Source organism: Actinomadura sp. HBU206391, from assembly GCF_014323665.1.
Taxonomy (GTDB): domain Bacteria; phylum Actinomycetota; class Actinomycetes; order Streptosporangiales; family Streptosporangiaceae; genus Actinomadura_C.
Genome location: NZ_JABVEB010000004.1, coordinates 71,976 through 89,619 on the forward strand (window position 1 = coordinate 71,976; position 17,644 = coordinate 89,619).

The 17,644-nt window shown below is 67.7% G+C and carries 11 protein-coding genes; 3 read left to right on the forward strand and 8 right to left on the reverse strand.

Annotated elements, in window-relative coordinates; all coding sequences use genetic code 11:
* Positions 1–16: 16 nt before the first annotated feature.
* Complete coding sequence (locus HKK72_RS03890) at positions 17–736, reverse strand: SDR family oxidoreductase (protein WP_187232834.1); 720 nt, start codon at positions 734–736, stop codon at positions 17–19.
* 124 nt (positions 737–860) lie between these two features.
* Here HKK72_RS03890 and HKK72_RS03895 point away from each other — a divergent pair, with 124 nt between their 5' ends.
* Complete coding sequence (locus tag HKK72_RS03895) at positions 861–1,772, forward strand: LysR family transcriptional regulator (RefSeq protein ID WP_187232835.1); 912 nt, start codon at positions 861–863, stop codon at positions 1,770–1,772.
* 117 nt (positions 1,773–1,889) lie between these two features.
* Here HKK72_RS03895 and HKK72_RS03900 read toward each other — a convergent pair whose 3' ends face one another.
* The 4 genes from HKK72_RS03900 to HKK72_RS03910 all read right to left on the reverse strand — a co-directional run bounded on the left by HKK72_RS03900 (position 1,890) and on the right by HKK72_RS03910 (position 5,102).
* Positions 1,890–2,897 (reverse strand): metallophosphoesterase, encoded by a 1,008-nt coding sequence (locus tag HKK72_RS03900; RefSeq protein ID WP_187232836.1) that lies wholly within the window; start codon positions 2,895–2,897, stop codon positions 1,890–1,892.
* Between the two features lie 237 nt (positions 2,898–3,134).
* The gene (locus HKK72_RS03905) at positions 3,135–3,770 is read right to left on the reverse strand and encodes a hypothetical protein (RefSeq protein WP_222720291.1); all 636 of its coding nucleotides are present in this window, start codon (positions 3,768–3,770) and stop codon (positions 3,135–3,137) included.
* Positions 3,712–4,059: a hypothetical protein gene (locus HKK72_RS39680; RefSeq protein ID WP_222720292.1), complete on the reverse strand. Its 348-nt coding sequence runs from the start codon at positions 4,057–4,059 to the stop codon at positions 3,712–3,714. Before HKK72_RS39680 ends, HKK72_RS03905 begins: the two co-directional genes overlap by 59 nt.
* A gap of 56 nt (positions 4,060–4,115) precedes the next feature.
* Positions 4,116–5,102 (reverse strand): hypothetical protein, encoded by a 987-nt coding sequence (locus tag HKK72_RS03910; RefSeq protein WP_187232837.1) that lies wholly within the window; start codon positions 5,100–5,102, stop codon positions 4,116–4,118.
* Between the two features lie 586 nt (positions 5,103–5,688).
* On the opposite strand from HKK72_RS03910, the gene HKK72_RS03915 reads away from it, so the two are divergent.
* Both HKK72_RS03915 and HKK72_RS03920 read left to right on the forward strand, forming a co-directional pair.
* Positions 5,689–7,824 carry an MMPL family transporter gene (locus tag HKK72_RS03915; RefSeq protein ID WP_187232838.1) on the forward strand — a complete coding sequence of 712 codons (2,136 nt, stop codon included), beginning with the start codon at positions 5,689–5,691 and terminating at the stop codon, positions 7,822–7,824.
* Between the two features lie 128 nt (positions 7,825–7,952).
* Positions 7,953–11,360 carry an AfsR/SARP family transcriptional regulator gene (locus HKK72_RS03920; protein ID WP_187232839.1) on the forward strand — a complete coding sequence of 1,136 codons (3,408 nt, stop codon included), beginning with the start codon at positions 7,953–7,955 and terminating at the stop codon, positions 11,358–11,360.
* Between the two features lie 457 nt (positions 11,361–11,817).
* Here the strand turns inward: HKK72_RS03920 and HKK72_RS03925 are convergent, their stop codons facing one another.
* The 3 genes from HKK72_RS03925 to HKK72_RS03935 form a co-directional block, all read right to left on the reverse strand.
* A complete protein-coding gene (locus HKK72_RS03925; protein ID WP_187232840.1) occupies positions 11,818–12,453 on the reverse strand; it encodes a hypothetical protein in 636 nt (211 codons plus the stop codon).
* A 156-nt stretch (positions 12,454–12,609) separates the two neighbouring features.
* Positions 12,610–13,002: a hypothetical protein gene (locus HKK72_RS03930; RefSeq protein WP_222720293.1), complete on the reverse strand. Its 393-nt coding sequence runs from the start codon at positions 13,000–13,002 to the stop codon at positions 12,610–12,612.
* A 1,397-nt stretch (positions 13,003–14,399) separates the two neighbouring features.
* Positions 14,400–17,513, reverse strand: coding sequence for a DUF3427 domain-containing protein (locus HKK72_RS03935; protein ID WP_187232841.1), 3,114 nt, complete (start codon positions 17,511–17,513; stop codon positions 14,400–14,402).
* Between the last annotated feature and the right edge of the window lie 131 nt (positions 17,514–17,644).

Consider the following 17,644-nt stretch of genomic DNA (forward strand, 5'->3'; position numbering starts at 1 on the left):
GTCGCAAGCGGCCGGATCAGACGAGGAGGTTCCCGCCGTCCACGGTGAGGACGGTGCCAGTGGCGAACGGCTCGGTCATCAGGAACACATACGCTCGGGCGATGTCCTCGACCTCGCCGACCCGCCCCACCGGGCTCGCGGCGCCGGCCTCGGCGTACATCCGCTCGCGCTCCTCTTCGCCCATTCCGGACCACAGCGGGGACCGTACGAAGCCAGGCGATACGACATTCACCCTGATGGGTGCGAGCTCGACGGCCAGCGCCTTGGTCAGCGCCTCCATGGCGCCGCAGACGCCCGCCGCGACCGCCCAGCCCGTGCCCGGCCGGTCTTTGGCGGTGCCGGTGGTGAGGGTGACCGAACCGTCCTTGCGCAGGTACGGCAGCGCGGCGCGCACCGCCCCCAGCGCACCGAAGCAACGTAGCTCGAAGAAGTTCCGCGCCGCATCCAGGTCAAGCGTGTCCAGCGGCATCAGCGCCAGCGGCTCACCGGCGGTGTAGACCAGGTGGCTGAACTCGCCGAGGTCGTCGAAGAGCCGGCCCACCGCGCGGGCGTCGGTGAGGTCGACGACGCGGCCATCGCAGCCGTCGGGTAGCCGGGTGAGTGCGTGGTCGACGCTGGCCCGCCGACTGGACGCGACCGTGAGCACGGCGCCCTGTCGCGCGGCCGCCTCCGCGGTGGCCAGCCCGATGCCCGAGGTGCCGCCGAGCACGACGACGCGTTGACCCTGCAGATCCATGATTCGACCCTTACGTACGAGGATTTCGAGACGTCTCCACGATGGACCGGTCCGGCGCCGCCGTCCAAGACCCTCTGCCACGCCTGTAATACCCTACGGGCATCAAAGTCGGGAGGAGGCGCTGGTGGACGTCGATCTGCGGAAGCTGCGTTACTTCGTCGCCGTGGCCGAGCGGCTACATTTCGGACGGGCGGCCGAGGCACTGCACATCGCGCAACCCGTGCTGTCCCGCCAGATCCGGGCGCTCGAGGAGGAGTTGAAGGTCCAGCTCTTCATACGCACCAGGCGGGCCACCGAACTCACCTCCGCGGGCGAACAACTGCTCGCCGACGCCCGCCCGCTGCTGGCCGCGGCCGAGGCACTGCGCCGCCGGGTCAGGCGCGCGGCACGCGGCGCCGACATCTTCACCGTCGGATTCATGCCTGGGCTGATCGTCACTTCAGCGGTCCGGACGCTGCGCGAACGTCACCCCGGGCTGACCGTGGAGGTGGTGCGCACGACCTGGGACGACCAGATCGAGACCATCCACGACGGGCGGGTGGACATCGGCTACGTGCGCCTGCCGATCAACCAGCGCGGGCTGCGAGTCCGGCCGCTGACGAGCGAGCCGCGCGTCGCCGTGCTGCCCACCGGCCACCGTCTCGCGGGCAATGACACCATCGGCATCGCCGAACTCGCCGACGAGCACCTCCTCCAGGACCCCGATGCCGTTCCCGAATGGCGCGACATCGCCACCGAGCTGCGGCGACCGGGAAGGCGTCGCCCTGAGCTTCTCTTCCACGCCGTGGAAGAGAAGCTCGAACACGTCGCCGCGGGCCACGGCGTCATCGTCCTGCCGCTGTCGGTGGTGACCTTCTACACCCGGCCGGACGTCACGTACGTCCCGGTCACCGACATCCCGCCGAACCAGGTCTGCCTGGCCTGGGACAGCACTCGTCGGAACCCGCTGATCGAGGAATTCGCCGCCATCGCGACGGATCTCCAAGGAGGGCGGCCCGTCACCGGCTCTGACCCCACGTCGCATCGAATTCGCTGAGCCAGGCATGAGACCCAGCCGCCACATCATTTACAGGAAGCCTTGACGACGGCCTCCGGACGCGGCAGGCGATCCGCCGTACCCGGAGGCCGTGGGCGTTCCTCGTCGCGGTTGAGGTCAGCGCCGGGTCGGGAAGGTGACGCCGGTGAGCGTGAACTCGTTGTTGGGCTCTGTCCTGTAGGCCGGGCATTCACCGGTCTTCTCACACCATGGTGAGAAGGTCTTGACCTCGATGGTCCCGGCTTTGGTGTCGAACCGCATGAGCCGCAGATAGCTGTTGTCGTTGACCTGCGGAATGCTGTACGTCTGGTAGTCGGCCTGGATCCCGTAGACGCTGTTGCCGTGGTCGCCGTGGTCGATACGGGTGCCGGCCGCGGTGTAGTGGCCGGAGAAGACGAACTGGATGTTCTTGTGCTTGCGCGCCAGGTCGTTCCAGATCCGCTCGCCGATCGCCGACCGGTTCACCCCGGACTGATACTCGTGGGTGTTGATCATCACCTGGTGGTGGGGGTGGCGAGCGATGACCCTGTTCGCCCAGTCGAGTTCATCCGCGGTCGGGTCGAACTTGAGCGAGACCACGAGCCACTTGACGTCCCCGGCACGGAGCTCGAAGTAAGTGTTGTCCATGCTTCCCCGCGGATAGCCGCCACCGAACGAGGGCCAGTGCTCGAACATCCGGCGCGGGAAGTAGGTGTTGAACATGTCCGTACTGCGGTCGGTCGCTATTCCGCTCCACGGATTGCAGGTGGCCGCCGGCGTGCAGGCCCACGCGTCGAAGTCGTGGTTGCCGAGGGCGATCGCGTAGGGGACCTTGCGGTTGAGCGGGTACATCGCCCGCGCCGCGCGCTCCCAGTCCGAGACTCTCGACGGCCATTCGACGACGTCTCCGACGTGCACCACGAACGGGATGTCGGCCGACTTCCGGTTGTCCAGGATCCATTGGGTCTGAGCCTCGAACAGCTCGGGCTTGTTCTGCACCGCGAGCTGGGTGTCGGGCAGGACCACCAGGGTGAAGTCGCCCTTCGCCGAACCGTGCCCCCCGCCGGCCGAGGCCGGCGACGGCGCCGTCAGCACGCCGACCACCACGGCCAGTGCGAAGCCGAGACTTACGAACCTTCGCAACATCGAGTTCCTCTCGAGAGACGGTTTCCCGAGGAGGATTTCCAGGGAGACCGACGCACTCGCCAACCCGGCGCGAACTGCATGGGAAGACCCCATGTCCCTGGCCGTGAGCTGTAGTGGGGTTGCTCATGAGCGTGTCTCGACCAGATTCCTGGACCGGGCATCCGCCCCAGCCGCAGGACGGACACGACCGGTGACGATGCCTGGCCGGCCGCTATGGACGTGGGCGGCGATCGCGCACTACGCCACGGGGCCGATGTCGCCTTGGAGGGTGCTCCGGGTGATCGGGGGCCGGTCCCAGAGGGCGAGGAGTTCGTTGGCGATGTCCACGATCGGAAGGGGGTGCCGGTTGCCGTGCACCTCGATGGCGGCTGCGGAGAGGCTGCGCGGGACGGCCCCGGCGTCGAGGAGAACGCGCCATTCCTGCGGTCCGAGTTCCAGGAACTCCAGCCCGGTCAGCTTGGCGATCTCGAGCGGATCGGCGAGCGTGCCGGGGTAGGCGGTGAGGGTCCGTAGCCGGGGAAGCCCGTTTACGGGGGCGAGGCTCAGCGGATCTCCCTCCAAGACGCCGATGCTCAGCACCTCCAACTCAGGGTGGGCGGCGGCCTGGATGCTCGGCAGGCTCGCTCTGTTGACCCTGGCCACGACCGGCGTCTCGTCGCTGCGAAGGTCGGGGTCCAGGTCCTCGCGCCGCTTCACCACCAGGTCGGTGAGGAAGTCGGCGAGCAGGTAGGCGCCGATGCTCTGCTCGTGGCTGAGCATGATGATCTGCCCCAGGTGTCCACGCGGACCCGGTGTCAGATCGACCGCGATCCGGTCACCGCCGCCGTTGTCGCCGAAGGCGATCCAGCCGGGTGAGCCGACCACCCCCTGCACCGCTGCTCCGCCCGGTCGGCCCCATCTCCGCGGCGAACGAGATGTCGTCGAGCCCGGCGTCCGTGAGCGCGTTCCGCACCCGCTCGACCGCGTCGTGCTCGTCCTGCACGTCCTCGACCTGGAGAGCTCGGCCGGGCGGAGGGAACCGCGGCGGCAGTGGCAGGCTCGCCGAGAGATAGCCGATCCGTCCCGCCACGTGGCCACCCGGGGCGGCGAGGCTCTCCGCGTTGCTCGCCCGCAGGACCCGCAGTAGCGGCTCCCAGGTCTCGAAGTCTTGCAGCGACGGCAACGGCGGCCTCCGGTCTTCCCAACGTTGGTGATAGCGGATCAAGCGTCGCCGTGCACCTACTGCATGCTCAGCTGGTGCGAGTGGTCGAACGAGATCGGGCAGGTGAAGATCCACAGTGAGTAACCGCGGCCGATGATGACCTCGGTAGGAGTCGATCGGCTCGGATGCTCGTGGAACTCGCTCTCGGATCCGGCGTCCTCGATGGGCCGCCAGCTCTCCGTCCCGTCCCATTCGCTGCTGTCGATCCTCAGCAGCAGTTCCATGTCGGCCCCGCAGTCACAGACCATCGGCATCGGGTCGGTGAGGTTCCAGTTGGCGTAGCCGCCGACCTTCCAGCCATTGGCGATCGACAACTCGTAGAAGTACTCGTTGCCAGTGGCGTCCTCCCACGCCCGGATCCGCTCTCTCAGATCATCCGGAAGAAAGTCATCGTAGGGATACTCGACGACCTGCTCGGGATGCAGGACGCAAGGGTTGGGGAGGTACTCGTACTCCATCACCTCAGGCTCGGGCTGCTCGGCGAGGACGTCGGTCACCTCGGCCGAACGGCGCCAGCGCAGCTCCAGGGCGGGGCAGTAGAGGTCGTCGTGGTCGCGCGGGCACCAGAGGATCTGGAGGACATCGGCCCCAGGCGGACCGACCAGGTCAGGTACGTCTCGGAGGTAGAGCTGGGCGACGGCGAGCATGGTGGTCGGGGTATCGGGGTCGGCGGTCTCGCCATCGAGGCGGCGGAGTTCGTCATGTTCCTCGGACCTGAAGTCGGACCTCTCCCCCTTGCGTGTCCGCCCCCAGGCCGCCGAAAGAATGCGTCTGCGGCGCCGTTCCGCGTCCAAGCGGCGAAAATTGCCCCCGTTGTCGTGCGGCTCGGTGCACACCGGCCATGGCTCGCTCGAAGGCCAGAGAAGAGGTGCGCCGACCGAGCTGTCATGTACGCCGGGCGTCCCGGGCCGCGGATGAAGGCGCGTGGCCGTACGGGCGAACGGCGCGATCTCGGGAAACACGGCCGCGATGTCCACCGGGCGCGGCGGGGTCGTACGGGTCATGCCAGAGAACCTAACGAACCCCTCCGTCAGAACGACCCGCCACATCCTCATCGCAGACGACGTCCATATACTCGGCTGGGTGTTTACGGCCCGAGGGGCCGCATGGGCGGACGCGGCATTGTTCGCCGCCCGGCTCATCGAATCAGGGCATTCCCCGGCCAAGGCTGAACGGCTCGTTTCGGAGCTGCCCGGCTGGTGGGCCGCACCCACCGGCGCCGTTACCGGCCTCATCGCGATCAGGACACACTTCGCCGAATACCTGGCTCAGAATGGGCCGATCCGTCTGCGAATAAGACGTAGGCGGAACGTTAATGCAGGTCAGACATGGCTGAGGTATCGAGCCGGTTAGCCTTTGGTCTACGGCTCAGCTCCACTACTTCGACGAGAAACCGCTGTTCGTCCGCGCCCGCCTCACGTCAGGGTGACTTCGCCGTGCTGCTCTCGGTGCCCGACTCGGCCGCCATGGGACATCTCGTCCCCTGCCGCCCATCGCCTGGAACCGGTCGCAAGTGCATGGCAAGTGGGCGGCAAGAGGGCTCGGCGAGGCTCGGTCTCCTGCAACGTCAGTCTTCGCATGGGGGAACCGATGTCTCGTCTGCTGTACCGACTGGGGAGTGCCGCCGCGCGGCACCCCTGGCGGGTCATCTCGGTGTGGGTCGTGCTCATGGCGGTGATGGCGGCCATGGCCGGCACGGTCGGTGGGACGACGCACGACAACTACAACCTGCCGGGCACCGGCTCACAGCACGCCATCGACCTGCTCCGAGACCGCTTTCCGGCGCTCGCCGGAGCGGACGCCCGGGTGGTCGTCCACGCCGGTTCCGGAAAGATCGGCCAGGCCGACCTCAAGACCGCGGGCGACCGGCTGGCCCGGCTGCGACATGTGAGCACGGTCTCCCCGGCACAGCCCAGCGCCGACGGCGCCACCGCACTGATCACCGTGCAGTACGACCTCCCGGTCACCGAACTCGAGCCAGGGCCAACCCTGGACGATCTGCGTGCGGCCACCGACGGCCTGAAGAGGTCCGGGCATGAGGTCGATTTCGGCGGCGAGGTGCCGGAGAACGTCACCGCCCCCGGCGGCACGGCCGAGGCCGTCGGAGTCGTCGCCGCGCTGATCATCTTGTTCCTCGTGTTCGGCTCGATCGTGGCGGCCGGGCTGCCGCTCGCCGTCGCGCTGGCCGGGCTCGGCGTCGGGGTCTCCGGGATCACGCTGCTCGCCGCTTTCACGGACGTGGCCACCACCGCGCCGACCATCGCCATGATGACCGGGCTCGGCGTCGGCATCGACTACGCGCTGTTCATCCTGACCCGGCACCGCGAGGGGCTGGCGGAGGGCCTCGACGTACCCGAGTCGGTGGGCCGCGCCATCGCCACCGCCGGCCAGTCCGTGATCTTCGCCGGGTGCACGGTGCTGCTCGCGCTGTGCGGGCTGGTGTTCTCGGGTCTGCCGATATTCATGACCATGGGCTTCGCCACCGGCATCGTGGTGGCGGCGACCGTGGCCGGGGCGGTCACCCTGCTGCCGGCCGTGCTGGGGCTGGCCGGCCGTCGGGTGCTGCGCCGTCGTGACCGGGAGCCCGGCGCCCGGGTCTCCACGGAGTCCCCCCGGGTCAGGCGCTGGGCGGAGCGGGTGGGCCGCCGTCCGTGGGCCTGGCTACTGGCCTCGCTGGTCCTGATGCTGACACTGGCGGCGCCCGCGCTCGGCATGCGCACCTGGCCCAGCGACGCGAGCAGTGAGCCGACGTCCAACACCGTGCGCCGCGCGTACGACCAGGTGGCCGAGGCGTACGGTCCCGGAGCCAACGGACCGCTGCTGGTCGCGGTCGACCTGAAGGAGACCGGCCAGGGGACGCTACCCGCGCTGCGCGACAGGCTCGCCGCGACCGAGGGAGTCGCCTCCGTCGCGCCGCCGCGGCTCTCGCCCGCCGGGGACGCGGCCGTGCTGGTGGTCACGCCGGAGTACGGACCGCAGGACGAGCGGGTGACCGGCCTGATCGAGCGGATCCGCGACGGCATGCTGCCGCCGGGGTCGGAGATCACCGGACTCACCGCCGCGTACGCGGACCTGACCGCCATCCTCCAGGGTCATCTGTGGCCGGTCATCCTGGTGGTCGTCGCCACGTCGTTCATCATGCTCATGATCGTCTTCCGCTCGCTGCTGGCACCGCTCAAGGCGGCGCTGATGAATCTGCTGTCGATCGGCGCCGCGTACGGTGTCCTGGTGGCGGTGTTCCAGTGGGGCTGGGGGACCCGACTGCTCGGGCTGCCGCACAGCGTGCCCGTGTCGAGCTTCATCGTGCTGCTGATGTTCACCATTCTGTTCGGCGTCTCCATGGACTACGAGGTGTTCCTGCTCTCACGGGTCCGGGAGGAATGGCTGCGGACCGGGGATCCGCGCGGCTCGGTCACGAGCGGCCTGGGCGTGACGGGCCGCGTGATCTCAAGCGCGGCGCTCATCATGGTCGCGGTCTTCCTCGGGTTCGCCCTGGACCCGAGCGTCGTGGTCAAGCAGATGGGCGTCGGCCTGGCCGTGGCGGTGGCGCTCGACGCCACCGTGGTACGCCTCGTACTGGTACCCGCGACGATGGCGCTGCTCGGCAGGGCCAACTGGTGGCTGCCCGGGCCCCTGGACCGCCTGCTTCCCGAGATCAAGCCGCACAGCGCCGATGACGACGCGGTGGCGGTGCCCGCCCGGGACAAGGCGTCGGCCGCCGTCTGAGGCGGGAGAGCCCTCTGCGTGTCATGGCGGTGAGGTGTTCGCCATGACACGCAGAGGGCCGGCCGGCCGTCCCGCCGATTCGGGATGGGCCGGAGGAGTGGAATCGTCCCGGTTACGCTGGCCGGGACATGGTGGCCACAGTGCGCGTGCTCGGCACCTTCGAGGTACGGCTCCACGGGGTCCCCGCCGACCTCGGTGGGCCTCGTCAGCGTTCGGTGCTGGCCCGTCTGGTCGCGGAACAGGGACGGATGGTGCCGGCCGATCGGCTCATCGAGGATCTGTGGCCGACCGAGGCGCCGCCCCGGGCACTGGCCGGAATCCAGTCGTTCGTCTCCCATCTGCGGCGCGCCCTCGAGCCCGACCGGCCGCCCCGTACGCCCGCCCAGGTGCTGGTCACCTCCCCGCCCGGATACGCGCTACGGCTGCCCGCCCACCACGTCGACGCCTGGCGGTTCGACGTGCTGCTGGACGAGGCGGGGGAACTGCTGGAGGCCGCCGATCCGACGGCCGCCCGGGAGCGGGCGGAGACCGCGCTGAAGGAGTGGCGCGGCCCCGCCTACGCCGAGTTCGCGGACCTGCCCTGGGCGGCGGCCGAGACGTCCCGGCTGGACGAGCGGCGCCGGATCGCCGTCGAGCGCCGTGCCGAGGCCATGCTGCGGCTGTCGGCGGCCGTCGAGGCGGTGCCGGACCTGGAGGCCCATGCCGCCGCCAATCCCCTGCGTGAGGACGCCTGGCGGCTGCTGGCCCTGGCGCTCTACCGGGCCGGCCGTCAGGGCGATGCGCTCGGCGCGCTGCGCCGGGTACGGGCGGCACTCGCCGAGGAGCTCGGGGTCGATCCCGGCCCGGCGTTGCGACGGCTGGAAGTGGGCATCCTCGCTCAGGCGCCCGAGCTGGACGCCCCGTCCGGCGACCGTGCCCTTGTGGCGCCATCGCCCCACCTGACGACGCCGCCCCACCTGACGACGCCGTCGCTCCGCCTGACGACGCCGTCGCTTCAGCCGGCGTCGGAGCCTCCGCAGACGGCGGAGGTCTTCTTCGGGCGGCGGAGCGAGCTGGCCCACCTGGCCGGCGCCGCGAGGAGCACGATGGCCGGCCGGTGTCGCGTCGTCCTCGTCGGCGGCGATGCGGGGGTCGGGAAGACCGCGCTCACCGAACGGCTGGCCCGGGATCTGGCGGACGGGGGCTGGACGGTCGGGTGGGGCCGCGTACCGGAGACCGGCGGCGCTCCCGCCGCCTGGCCCTGGGCCGAGCTGCTACGGGAGCTCTCCGCCTCGTTCCCGCCGGACGACGACCTCGCCGGAACGCTCGCCGCGCTGCTGGACGACGCCGGGACCGGCGCCGGTGACGGGGACATCGCCACGGCCAGGTTCCGGCTGCACCGTGCTCTGGGCGATTACCTCACCCGGCTCACGGACAGGGCACCGCTGCTGCTCGTACTCGACGATCTGCACTGGGCCGACGAGGAGACCCTCGCTCTTCTCGCAACGCTGCCGGGGCGGGTGCGCGCGCGGCCGGTTCTCGTCGTCGGAACGTTCCGGTCCTCCGAGGTCTCCGACCGGCTCGCCGACACGGTGGCCGCGCTCGCCCGGTCCGAACCGCTGCGCATCGAGCTCGGCGGTCTGGCCGCCGCCGAGGTGACCGCGCTGGTGCGCGCCACGTGCACCTCCCCGGTGGACGACGCCACCGCGGTCACCATCGCCGAGCGGACCGGCGGCAATCCGTTCTTCGCCCGGGAGACCGCCCGGCTGCTCGACTCGGAGGGTGCGCTGGCCGCCACCTCCGAAGTACCCGCGGGGGTGAGCGACGTCCTGCGGCGGAGGGTGGCCAGGCTGCCGGAGGCGGCGCAGAAGATCCTGCGGCTCGCCGCGGTGGTCGGCTTGGAGGCCGATCTCGGCGTGCTCATCGAGCTCTCCGGCGGCGACGAGGAAGGCGTGCTCGACGCGGTGGAGGCGGGGCTGGTCACCGGTCTGGTCACTGAGCCGGAGGCCGGCCGCGTGCGGTTCGCGCACGCGCTCGTGCGCGACACCCTGTACGCGGAGCTCTCCCGGGCGCGCCGGGGCCGGCTGCACGCGAGGGTGGCCCAGGTTCTGGAAGGAGAGCACCCGCAGGACATCGCCGCAATCGCCCACCACTACCTGGCGGCGGGCACTGCGCCGGACAGGGCCGTCCGCTACGCGAGCCTGGCGGCGACCGCGGCCGAGGCCCGCTTCGCCCACCGGGCCGCGGCGGTGCTGTGGGAACGGGCCGCCGACACCATGCGCGCGGCCGGAATCGGCGGGCTCCGGGACCGTCTCGAACTCGAGATCGCCGTGATCCGTGGTACCGCGCTGGCGGGTGACGTCATGCGTGCCCGGGACCGGCGGCGGGCGGCCATCGCGGCAGCCCGGCCCCTCGGTGATGTGGAGCTGCTCGCTCGGGTCATCGTCAGCTTCGACGTACCCATGCTCTGGACCAACCGCGAGTACGGAACCCTCGGCCACGACGTCGTCGAGGCCGCTGAGGAGGCGCTGGCCGGGCTGCCCGCCGACGCCGGCGAGCTGCGGGTCCGGCTGCTCACCACCCTGGCCATCGAGCTGGAGGGCGGGCAGACGGAGCGGGGCGACGAGGCGTCGCGAGAGGCGCTGGAGACGGCCCGGCGGATCGGCGACACCGAGCTGCTGGCGGTCGCCCTCAACGGGCGCTTCCTCAACGCCTTCCGGACCGCCGACGGGCTCGCCGAGCGGTGGCGCCTCGCCACGGAGTTGCTGGAGCTGGCCACCGCCCACGACCTCGGTCTCTACGCGGTCCTCGCCCACCTGCAGTTGCAGGAGACGGCCGTCGCGCGCCTGGACCTCGACGCGGCGACAGAGCACATGGAAGAAGGTCGCCGGCTGGCGGAACAGTACGACCTGCCGTTGCTGGCGCTGATCGGGAGCTGGCTCGACGGCGTGCGGAACGCCATTGCCGCCCGCTTCGACGAGGCCGAGCGCGCCTACGCGGAGGCCGGCGAGGCCATCGGCCGGACCGGCACCTGGGGCAGCGGGCCGGGCATGGCCCTCGTTGGGATCTTCTGCCTTCGCCTGGTCCAGGGCCGGGCCGGCGAGCTCGTCGAGGACGCCCGGTGGGGGTGGGAGCAGTGGCGCCATGTCAGCGTCGCCGCGGACATCTACGCGCTGGTGCTCATCGCCGCCGGGCGTACCGCCGAGGCGCGGGAGGTGGTGGCGAACGCCGGCCCTGTCCGGCTGGACTACTTCTACGACCTGGTGATGGCACTGCGCGGGATGCGCGCCATCGCGCTCGGCGACCGCACGCTGGCGGGCCAGGTGTACGAGGGACTGCTGCCGTACGAGGGGCAGATCGCAGGCGGCGCCACCGCTGCCGCCACGATCGGGCCGGTCGCCCACGTCCTCGGGGACCTCGCCGTGTTCCTGAACCGTCCCGCCGACGCCGCTGAGCACTACCGGCGGGCGGTCGCGTTGGCCGAGCGGCTCGGCGCGCCACACTGGGTGGCCGCGGCCCGCGAATCCCTCGACGGCCTCGGCATGTCGGCCGCCTGAGCGGTGTGACCGCGATGAGCGGTCAGGTGACGGCGGGCGTACAACCCTCAGCGATAGGTCCAGGCCTGGCCGGTTCCGCAGTACTCCTCGACGGGGATGGGCTCATTTCAGCCAAGCCCACGCGCTATGCGGTGAGGGGCAGAAGGTACAGCCCCGTCGCGGTGGCCAAGAGCATGTCTCCGCCAGGGAGAATCGCGAGATCCCGCACCTCCGTGTCCAGTCGCGTGTGCAGTGTCACCCGGCCGGCAAGGGCGTCCCATACCGTGATGCCGCCCCTCTGCCCCGCCGAGGCGACCGCCGGACGTCCCCCGCACTCACCCACCGCGAGCGCTACGACATCACCAGTGGGAGGCAGGCGGCGGCCCATGGGCATCCCGGTGACCGCATCGAACAGCCGGACGACATGGGCGGGCTCCGCACAAGTGCCCTCGTCCTCGGTGGCGACGGCCAGGAGCCATTACGCGCCGGCCGTCCCGAGCGCGTACACCAGGTCGACGTCCAGACAGGGGACCTGGAACACTTCCCGCCCGAGAGCCACGTCATAGACGACGGCGAAGAAGAACTCCAAGGTCGACATCGTGAAGTCGTCCCAGCCCCACCCGGACGTGCCGAGCACGGCAAGGGGCTTCTGCTCAGGCCCTCCGGTGACGACCCGCTCGACCGGCCGCGAGTGATCGTTGGCAGCAGGAAAGAGCCGGTGCTCCCCGGCATCGAGATCCCACACCGAGGCACTCCCGTCGAGCCCACCTACGACGAGGAGGCGGCGCCCGTCGAGCATGCAGACTTCCAGGGAGGCGAGCCGCTCGGGTCGCTCGCCCATGGGCGTCCAGGCGGCGGGCCGGTCCCAGGGCGGTGCCCAGGTACGGCTACGGCCACCGCGCAGATCCAGCTCGAGTACGGCCGCGGACCCGTCGGCGGCGACGGAGGGAAACGATGTCCCGCTCGGCAGCGGTCCCCCGCACGGCCGAGGCAGCTCACCCCGAGTGGACCACACCCGTGCCCCGTCCTCGTACTCGACCAGCACGTAGGGATCAAAGGGGAACACCGTCAGCTCAGAACACGCGAGCGGATCGAGCAGCACAGGCGCACCCACTTGAATCCCCCTAACCCCAGGCCGCGATCGCCGCAGCCGTCCTGTTGCCGTGGGGGAACCCCGGCCGGGCTCTGACACAGCAGAGATCGCGTGGAACTCCGGTGCTCATCGTCTGCGTCATATTGCTATCCCACTCGTTGAACATCGACGTCACCGCTAACTACGCCGCGGACCGAGGTGGCCTTCGAGGATGGTCTGGGTGATCGGGGCGGTCCCACAGGGCGAGGAGTTCGTTGGCGATGGCCACGATCGGGAGCAGGTGCCCGGCGCCGCGACGGAGGCCGCCGAGAGGCTGCGCGGGACGGCTCCGGCGTCGAGGAGGACGCCCCATTCCTCCGGCCCAAGCTCAGGGAACCTCAGGCTGGTGAGCTCGGCGATGTCGAGCGGGTCGGCGATCGTGCCGAAGCAGGCGGTGAGGGTCCGTAGCCGGGGCAGCCCGGTGACGCGGACGAGGCTGAGCGGATTACAACGACAGCACCGCCCCGGTCCGGTTACCGGGGGCTGCAGAGTCCATCCGCCGATCCTCTCGGAGATCAGGCGTGCAGGCATACCAACCAAGGCACACGAGACCGATAACTGTCCGCGACAATCAGCTCGGGAGGTTTCGTCGCGATCTTCCCGTCAACTACGTTCCGTAGCCAGCGGGGTGACGCGTCAGCGAGAGCCGCATCCTTGGCCCTCCGGCAGATTCGCTCGCTAGCCGGGCACCATCGAGAGCTTGCGGGATGTATGTCGCGAGGGAAAGTCGAGAGGGCGGAACAGCAAAGGCGATCTGACCTGGCGGTTTAAGCAAGCACCGTCGCAGGCCCGAGGAGAACCGTTTCTAGCCGTTCTTAGAAAGGGTCCTCTATTTTGCGAAATCTGAAGGTGCTCGCGCGATACGCGTGCCATGCTTCGTAGCATGCAGCCCCACGAAGAGGGGATGCCTTATCGAGGAAGGAAATGTAGCGTGTTCATGCTAATGATCAGCCTGCCCTGGCCCCGGAGACGGGGCGCGCACGCGCGCCACCGCCTCCGGGTGCTCTGCGCCACCATCAAAATCGACATCAGATAGCCTAGACGCACAGCTCGCCGTGGGAAGCGGACGCACCCAACATCCCATGGCACTTAGAGGGAGTTCACGAGGCGAAGCCCGTGGACTCCCTCTTCGTATCTCAATAGTAAACCCAACGGGCGACAGACGGGACGGGGTTGAGGAACTAACTACAAGATAACTACGGCAAAGAAACCTAGAACCTCTGCATAGCCACACAATAAAATACTTGCGACCTACATTGCCAAGCCAAATCGCAGCGCCACCCGATTTAACGGCTCACAGAACAATGATCTCACAAGTAGTACACAGTGAAGCATTGAAAGAAATCTATAGCTCTAACTGGGTTATCTTAGAACCGCAAATTACCGCACAGCGGTAACCACTAACAGAATGCTCAATGCAACCGAAGTCGATACAGACCTCCAAGAGCGAAGAGTTACACTTAGTCGAAATATTAAGCAAACGCTCACCACATTTACTTGCAGCCAAACTGCCAGAAGCCATGACCGCGAACGGCCCATATCGATGCAGCGCAACTCTTGGGGCCAACAAGAATCTCCAGCGCCCGACTGTTCAGTAAATTCTTAAACAGTTATAAAGCGGACAAAGCAGCCCAAAGCTACGCGCCTGAGAGTGACACTGAGGTGCAAACTCACGGCGACTCATATGCCACCCCCAATCTGGGGGCAATCGCCTGAACGACGCTCTCATGGCCGACTGACGCTGAAGCCTGACCTTTGACAATTTTGATCATGGTCCAGGTCTACCCACTGAGCGCCTGAGGTCAGGTAGCTCAAGTTTGGCTCGTCACATAACGTGACAGCAATGTAGTCACTTAGCGTAAACGTTGTTGCGACCCAGCTCCAACCTTCGCGAGACAGTACTCGGCTACTCGATCAAGGGAGGCCCCTCAACCACTCGTGACTTTTGAGTCGTGGAAGACGGCGGCAGGGAGTTCGTGCTCAAGATCCCAGAGGAAGCGGATGGGGCGTTCGCCGTCATGCTCCTTGTAAGTCATAGGTCCTGCATAGACATACGGCGGCGCACCCCAGCCATCCTCCTTCTTGGACCTACGAAGGAAGAGGTGGATGGTGGAGCCGCGCTCAACGTGGTTGATGTAGCGCTGGGCCGTGGGCGTCGCCTCACGCAGCGTGCTCTGCGACTCCCACTGGAACAGTTCAGGAGTGATAGCCCGGTCGTGATACATCGTTGTCGGCTTGTAGCTGTCCTCTGACTTGTTGATGGTCACGAAGAACAGGTCGGCCTTGTGCTGTTCGACCCACTTCACGCCCTCACGCATGTTCGCCGGGCGGTCGACGCCGAAAGCAGCCAGGACCTCATTCTTGCTGTAGCGCGCATGTAGGTGGAGCGGGACAGGACTCGACTCGTCCCACGCCGGTGTCACACGGCGGATCCGCTCGTGGAGCACATCTGCGATCTCAATGAGTTCCTCGCGGCGTACAGGATCGGCCCACAGAGCATGCGACTTCTCCTCGATCGCACTGTTGGGCTCGTCCCCACCCCAGAGCGCCGCGTGAAGCATCGCGAACAGCCGGCTCTCACGCACTTGGCGAGGAGCCTGCGGACGGGGCATGCGCATGACTTCCTGAATGAAGGTCAGTCGCTCCAGGTCGTCGATGTGCAACATGCGTCCGTACGCCCTGCTGAGCTTCTCGTCTACCGGGCTCTTCGGTCGTCTCTCGTGTCCAGCGAGGCGACGGAGATCAACCCATCCCAGGCGACTGCCCTTGTAGAGATCTTCGAGCTCCAGCCCCGTCTCGGTGAGGAATTCGGGCAGTGAACAGTGGCCGAGCGAGCTCAGCTCTGCGCCCAAGCCCTTCCAGTTGATCCGCAATGCTTGGCGCACGTTCGCGAGCACCAGGCGGCTGACCTCGCGATCGAGATCAATATGGCATCCAGCCGGCAGGTACGGGAAGCCCTGCTCTATCTGCCGGCCGAGCTCGCGCCGACTTGTGCCGGTCAGCGCCCGGTAGCGCAGGTCGAAGCGGAAGCGCCGATCCTGGTTGCCGATGAAGTCCAGCACAGTCAGGCAGGCCTTGTCTTCGGCCAGCCGAAGCCCGCGGCCCAGCTGCTGAAGGAACACCGTCGCGCTGTCAGTCGGGCGGAGGAACAAAACCGTGTCGATCTCGGGTACGTCGACCCCCTCGTTGAAGAGGTCGACGGTGAAGACCGCGCTGATCTTCCGATCCCGCAAGTCCCCGAGAGCCTGTCGGCGATCAGCAGAATCGGGACTCGATGTTACGGCCCGGGCCGGGATCCCGGCTTTGTTGAAGCAGTGGGCCATGTACTCGGCATGCTCGATGCTCACGCAGAACCCGAGTGCGCGCATCCGTCTGACATCGCTGACCTTGTCCCGCACGGCCTCCAGGACTAGAGCGACTCTCTGATCGTTGCCGGTATAGAGGTTGCTCAACTCCTTCTGGTCGTAACCTTGCCCGCGCTTCCAGGTGATGCCCGAGAGATCTGTGCTGTCGTGCAGGCCGAAGTACTGGAAGGGGCAGAGCAAGTTACGCTCCAGCGCCTCCCACAGCCGAAGCTCTACCGCAATCCGATCGTCGAACCAGTGCTTGATGTCCTGTCCGTCAGCACGTTCCGGCGTAGCTGTAAGGCCGATCAGCACCTTGGGCTTGAGGTGGTTGAGCAAGCGAGCGTAGGTAGGGGCGGCCGCATGGTGGAACTCGTCGACGACGACAACGTCGAACCTCTCCGGGTCGAGGTTCTCAAGGTCCAGCTTGGCGAGCGACTGGACGGACCCGAAGACGTGTCTCCATTCCGTTGGCCGGCGGCCGTTGACGTACTCCTCGCCGAACGAACCGTCACGGAGCACCTGGCAAAAGGTGGCCCTGCTCTGCCGCAGGATCTCATCGCGATGCGCGATGAATAGCAATGAGTCGAAGCCGGCTTCGCGAAGCCGTCGGTAGTCGAGGGCCGCGACAACCGTCTTGCCGGTGCCGGTCGCCATGACGACGAGGTTGCGCCAATGGTCATGGACCTCGCGCTCGGCAGCGAGTTCGTCGAGGATCTCGCGTTGATAGCCGTACGCCCGGATATCGAAGGGGGCGATCAGCACGTCCCCGCCGACTACGGTTCCGCCGCCGCGTTCCTGGTCGAGCGCGCTTTCGAGCCGTCTTCCGTCCCGCTTGGGGTCGTAGTCCTCGAATTCCGGATCCGACCAGTACTCGTCGAAGGTCGCCGTGAAGGTGTCCAGCAGGTGCGGTTGCCCGGCGGCGGCCAGGCGTACGTTCCACTCAAGCCCATCGATCAACGCACTTTTTGACAGGTTGGATGAGCCCACGTAAGCCGTCGAGAGACCCGTGTGCCGGCGGAACAGCCATGCCTTCGCGTGCAACCGTGTCGTACGGGTCTCGTACGAGACTTTGACCTTGGCGCCCAGCTCGTGCAGCCGGTCTAGGGCCCTTCGCTCAGTGACACCGACATACGTGCTGGTGATCAGTCGAAGTTCGCCACCCCGGTTGATGAAGTCTGCGATCTCCTTCTCCAGCGTGCGCACGCCGTACCACTTGATGAAGGCGCACAGCAGATCCACGCGGTCTGCGGAGGCGAGCTCACGTGCCAACTCGTGACCGATCCGCGGCTGGCCACGACCGTTGACCAGCAATGCGCTGTCTGCGAGTGGAACCTCTGGGCGCTGCGGGAAGACCACCTCGCCCGTTGGTGCTCGGGTTTCGGCAATGGCCATGAGCACATCGCCCGTGTCTTTGAGCTGATCCTCAGGACCCACTGCGTCTGGAACCAGCTGTTCAATCGCCAAGGCGATGCTGTTCGCGATTTCCACCTGGCGCTTCAGAGCTCCTGAGTCCGAACCACCAACGGTCTTGAGCGCGCGACGGGTCAGGAGGTCAAGATGCCGGCTTAGAACCTCATGCGCGTCCGCACCATCGATCTGGCCAAGCTTGACAAGGTCGGTGTCGACCACGCTGAGGCGATGCTCCAACTCCTGGGTCACGGGGTGCTCGTAGAGCCCGGGCGCGAGGTCACTCATAGTGGGTCAACCTATGCCCGACCTCCGACAGATCGTGCAGCGAAGTTCCACATGTACCAGGGAGACCAGGTATTCAGATCTGTCGCGGGTCACTATGCCCGATTTATAACTTACGCACGTAGAGTCACGGC

Bases quoted from the DNA above. Each gene is read 5' to 3' on its own strand.
- HKK72_RS03910 (WP_187232837.1), bottom strand. From the start codon at position 5,102: ATGACCCGTACGACCCCGCCGCGCCCGGTGGACATCGCGGCCGTGTTT.
- HKK72_RS03915 (WP_187232838.1), top strand. From the start codon at position 5,689: ATGTCTCGTCTGCTGTACCGACTGGGGAGTGCCGCCGCGCGGCACCCC.
- HKK72_RS03930 (WP_222720293.1), bottom strand. From the start codon at position 13,002: ATGCCTGCACGCCTGATCTCCGAGAGGATCGGCGGATGGACTCTGCAG.
- HKK72_RS03900 (WP_187232836.1), bottom strand. From the start codon at position 2,897: ATGTTGCGAAGGTTCGTAAGTCTCGGCTTCGCACTGGCCGTGGTGGTC.
- HKK72_RS03935 (WP_187232841.1), bottom strand. From the start codon at position 17,513: ATGAGTGACCTCGCGCCCGGGCTCTACGAGCACCCCGTGACCCAGGAG.
- HKK72_RS03920 (WP_187232839.1), top strand. From the start codon at position 7,953: ATGGTGGCCACAGTGCGCGTGCTCGGCACCTTCGAGGTACGGCTCCAC.
- HKK72_RS03890 (WP_187232834.1), bottom strand. From the start codon at position 736: ATGGATCTGCAGGGTCAACGCGTCGTCGTGCTCGGCGGCACCTCGGGC.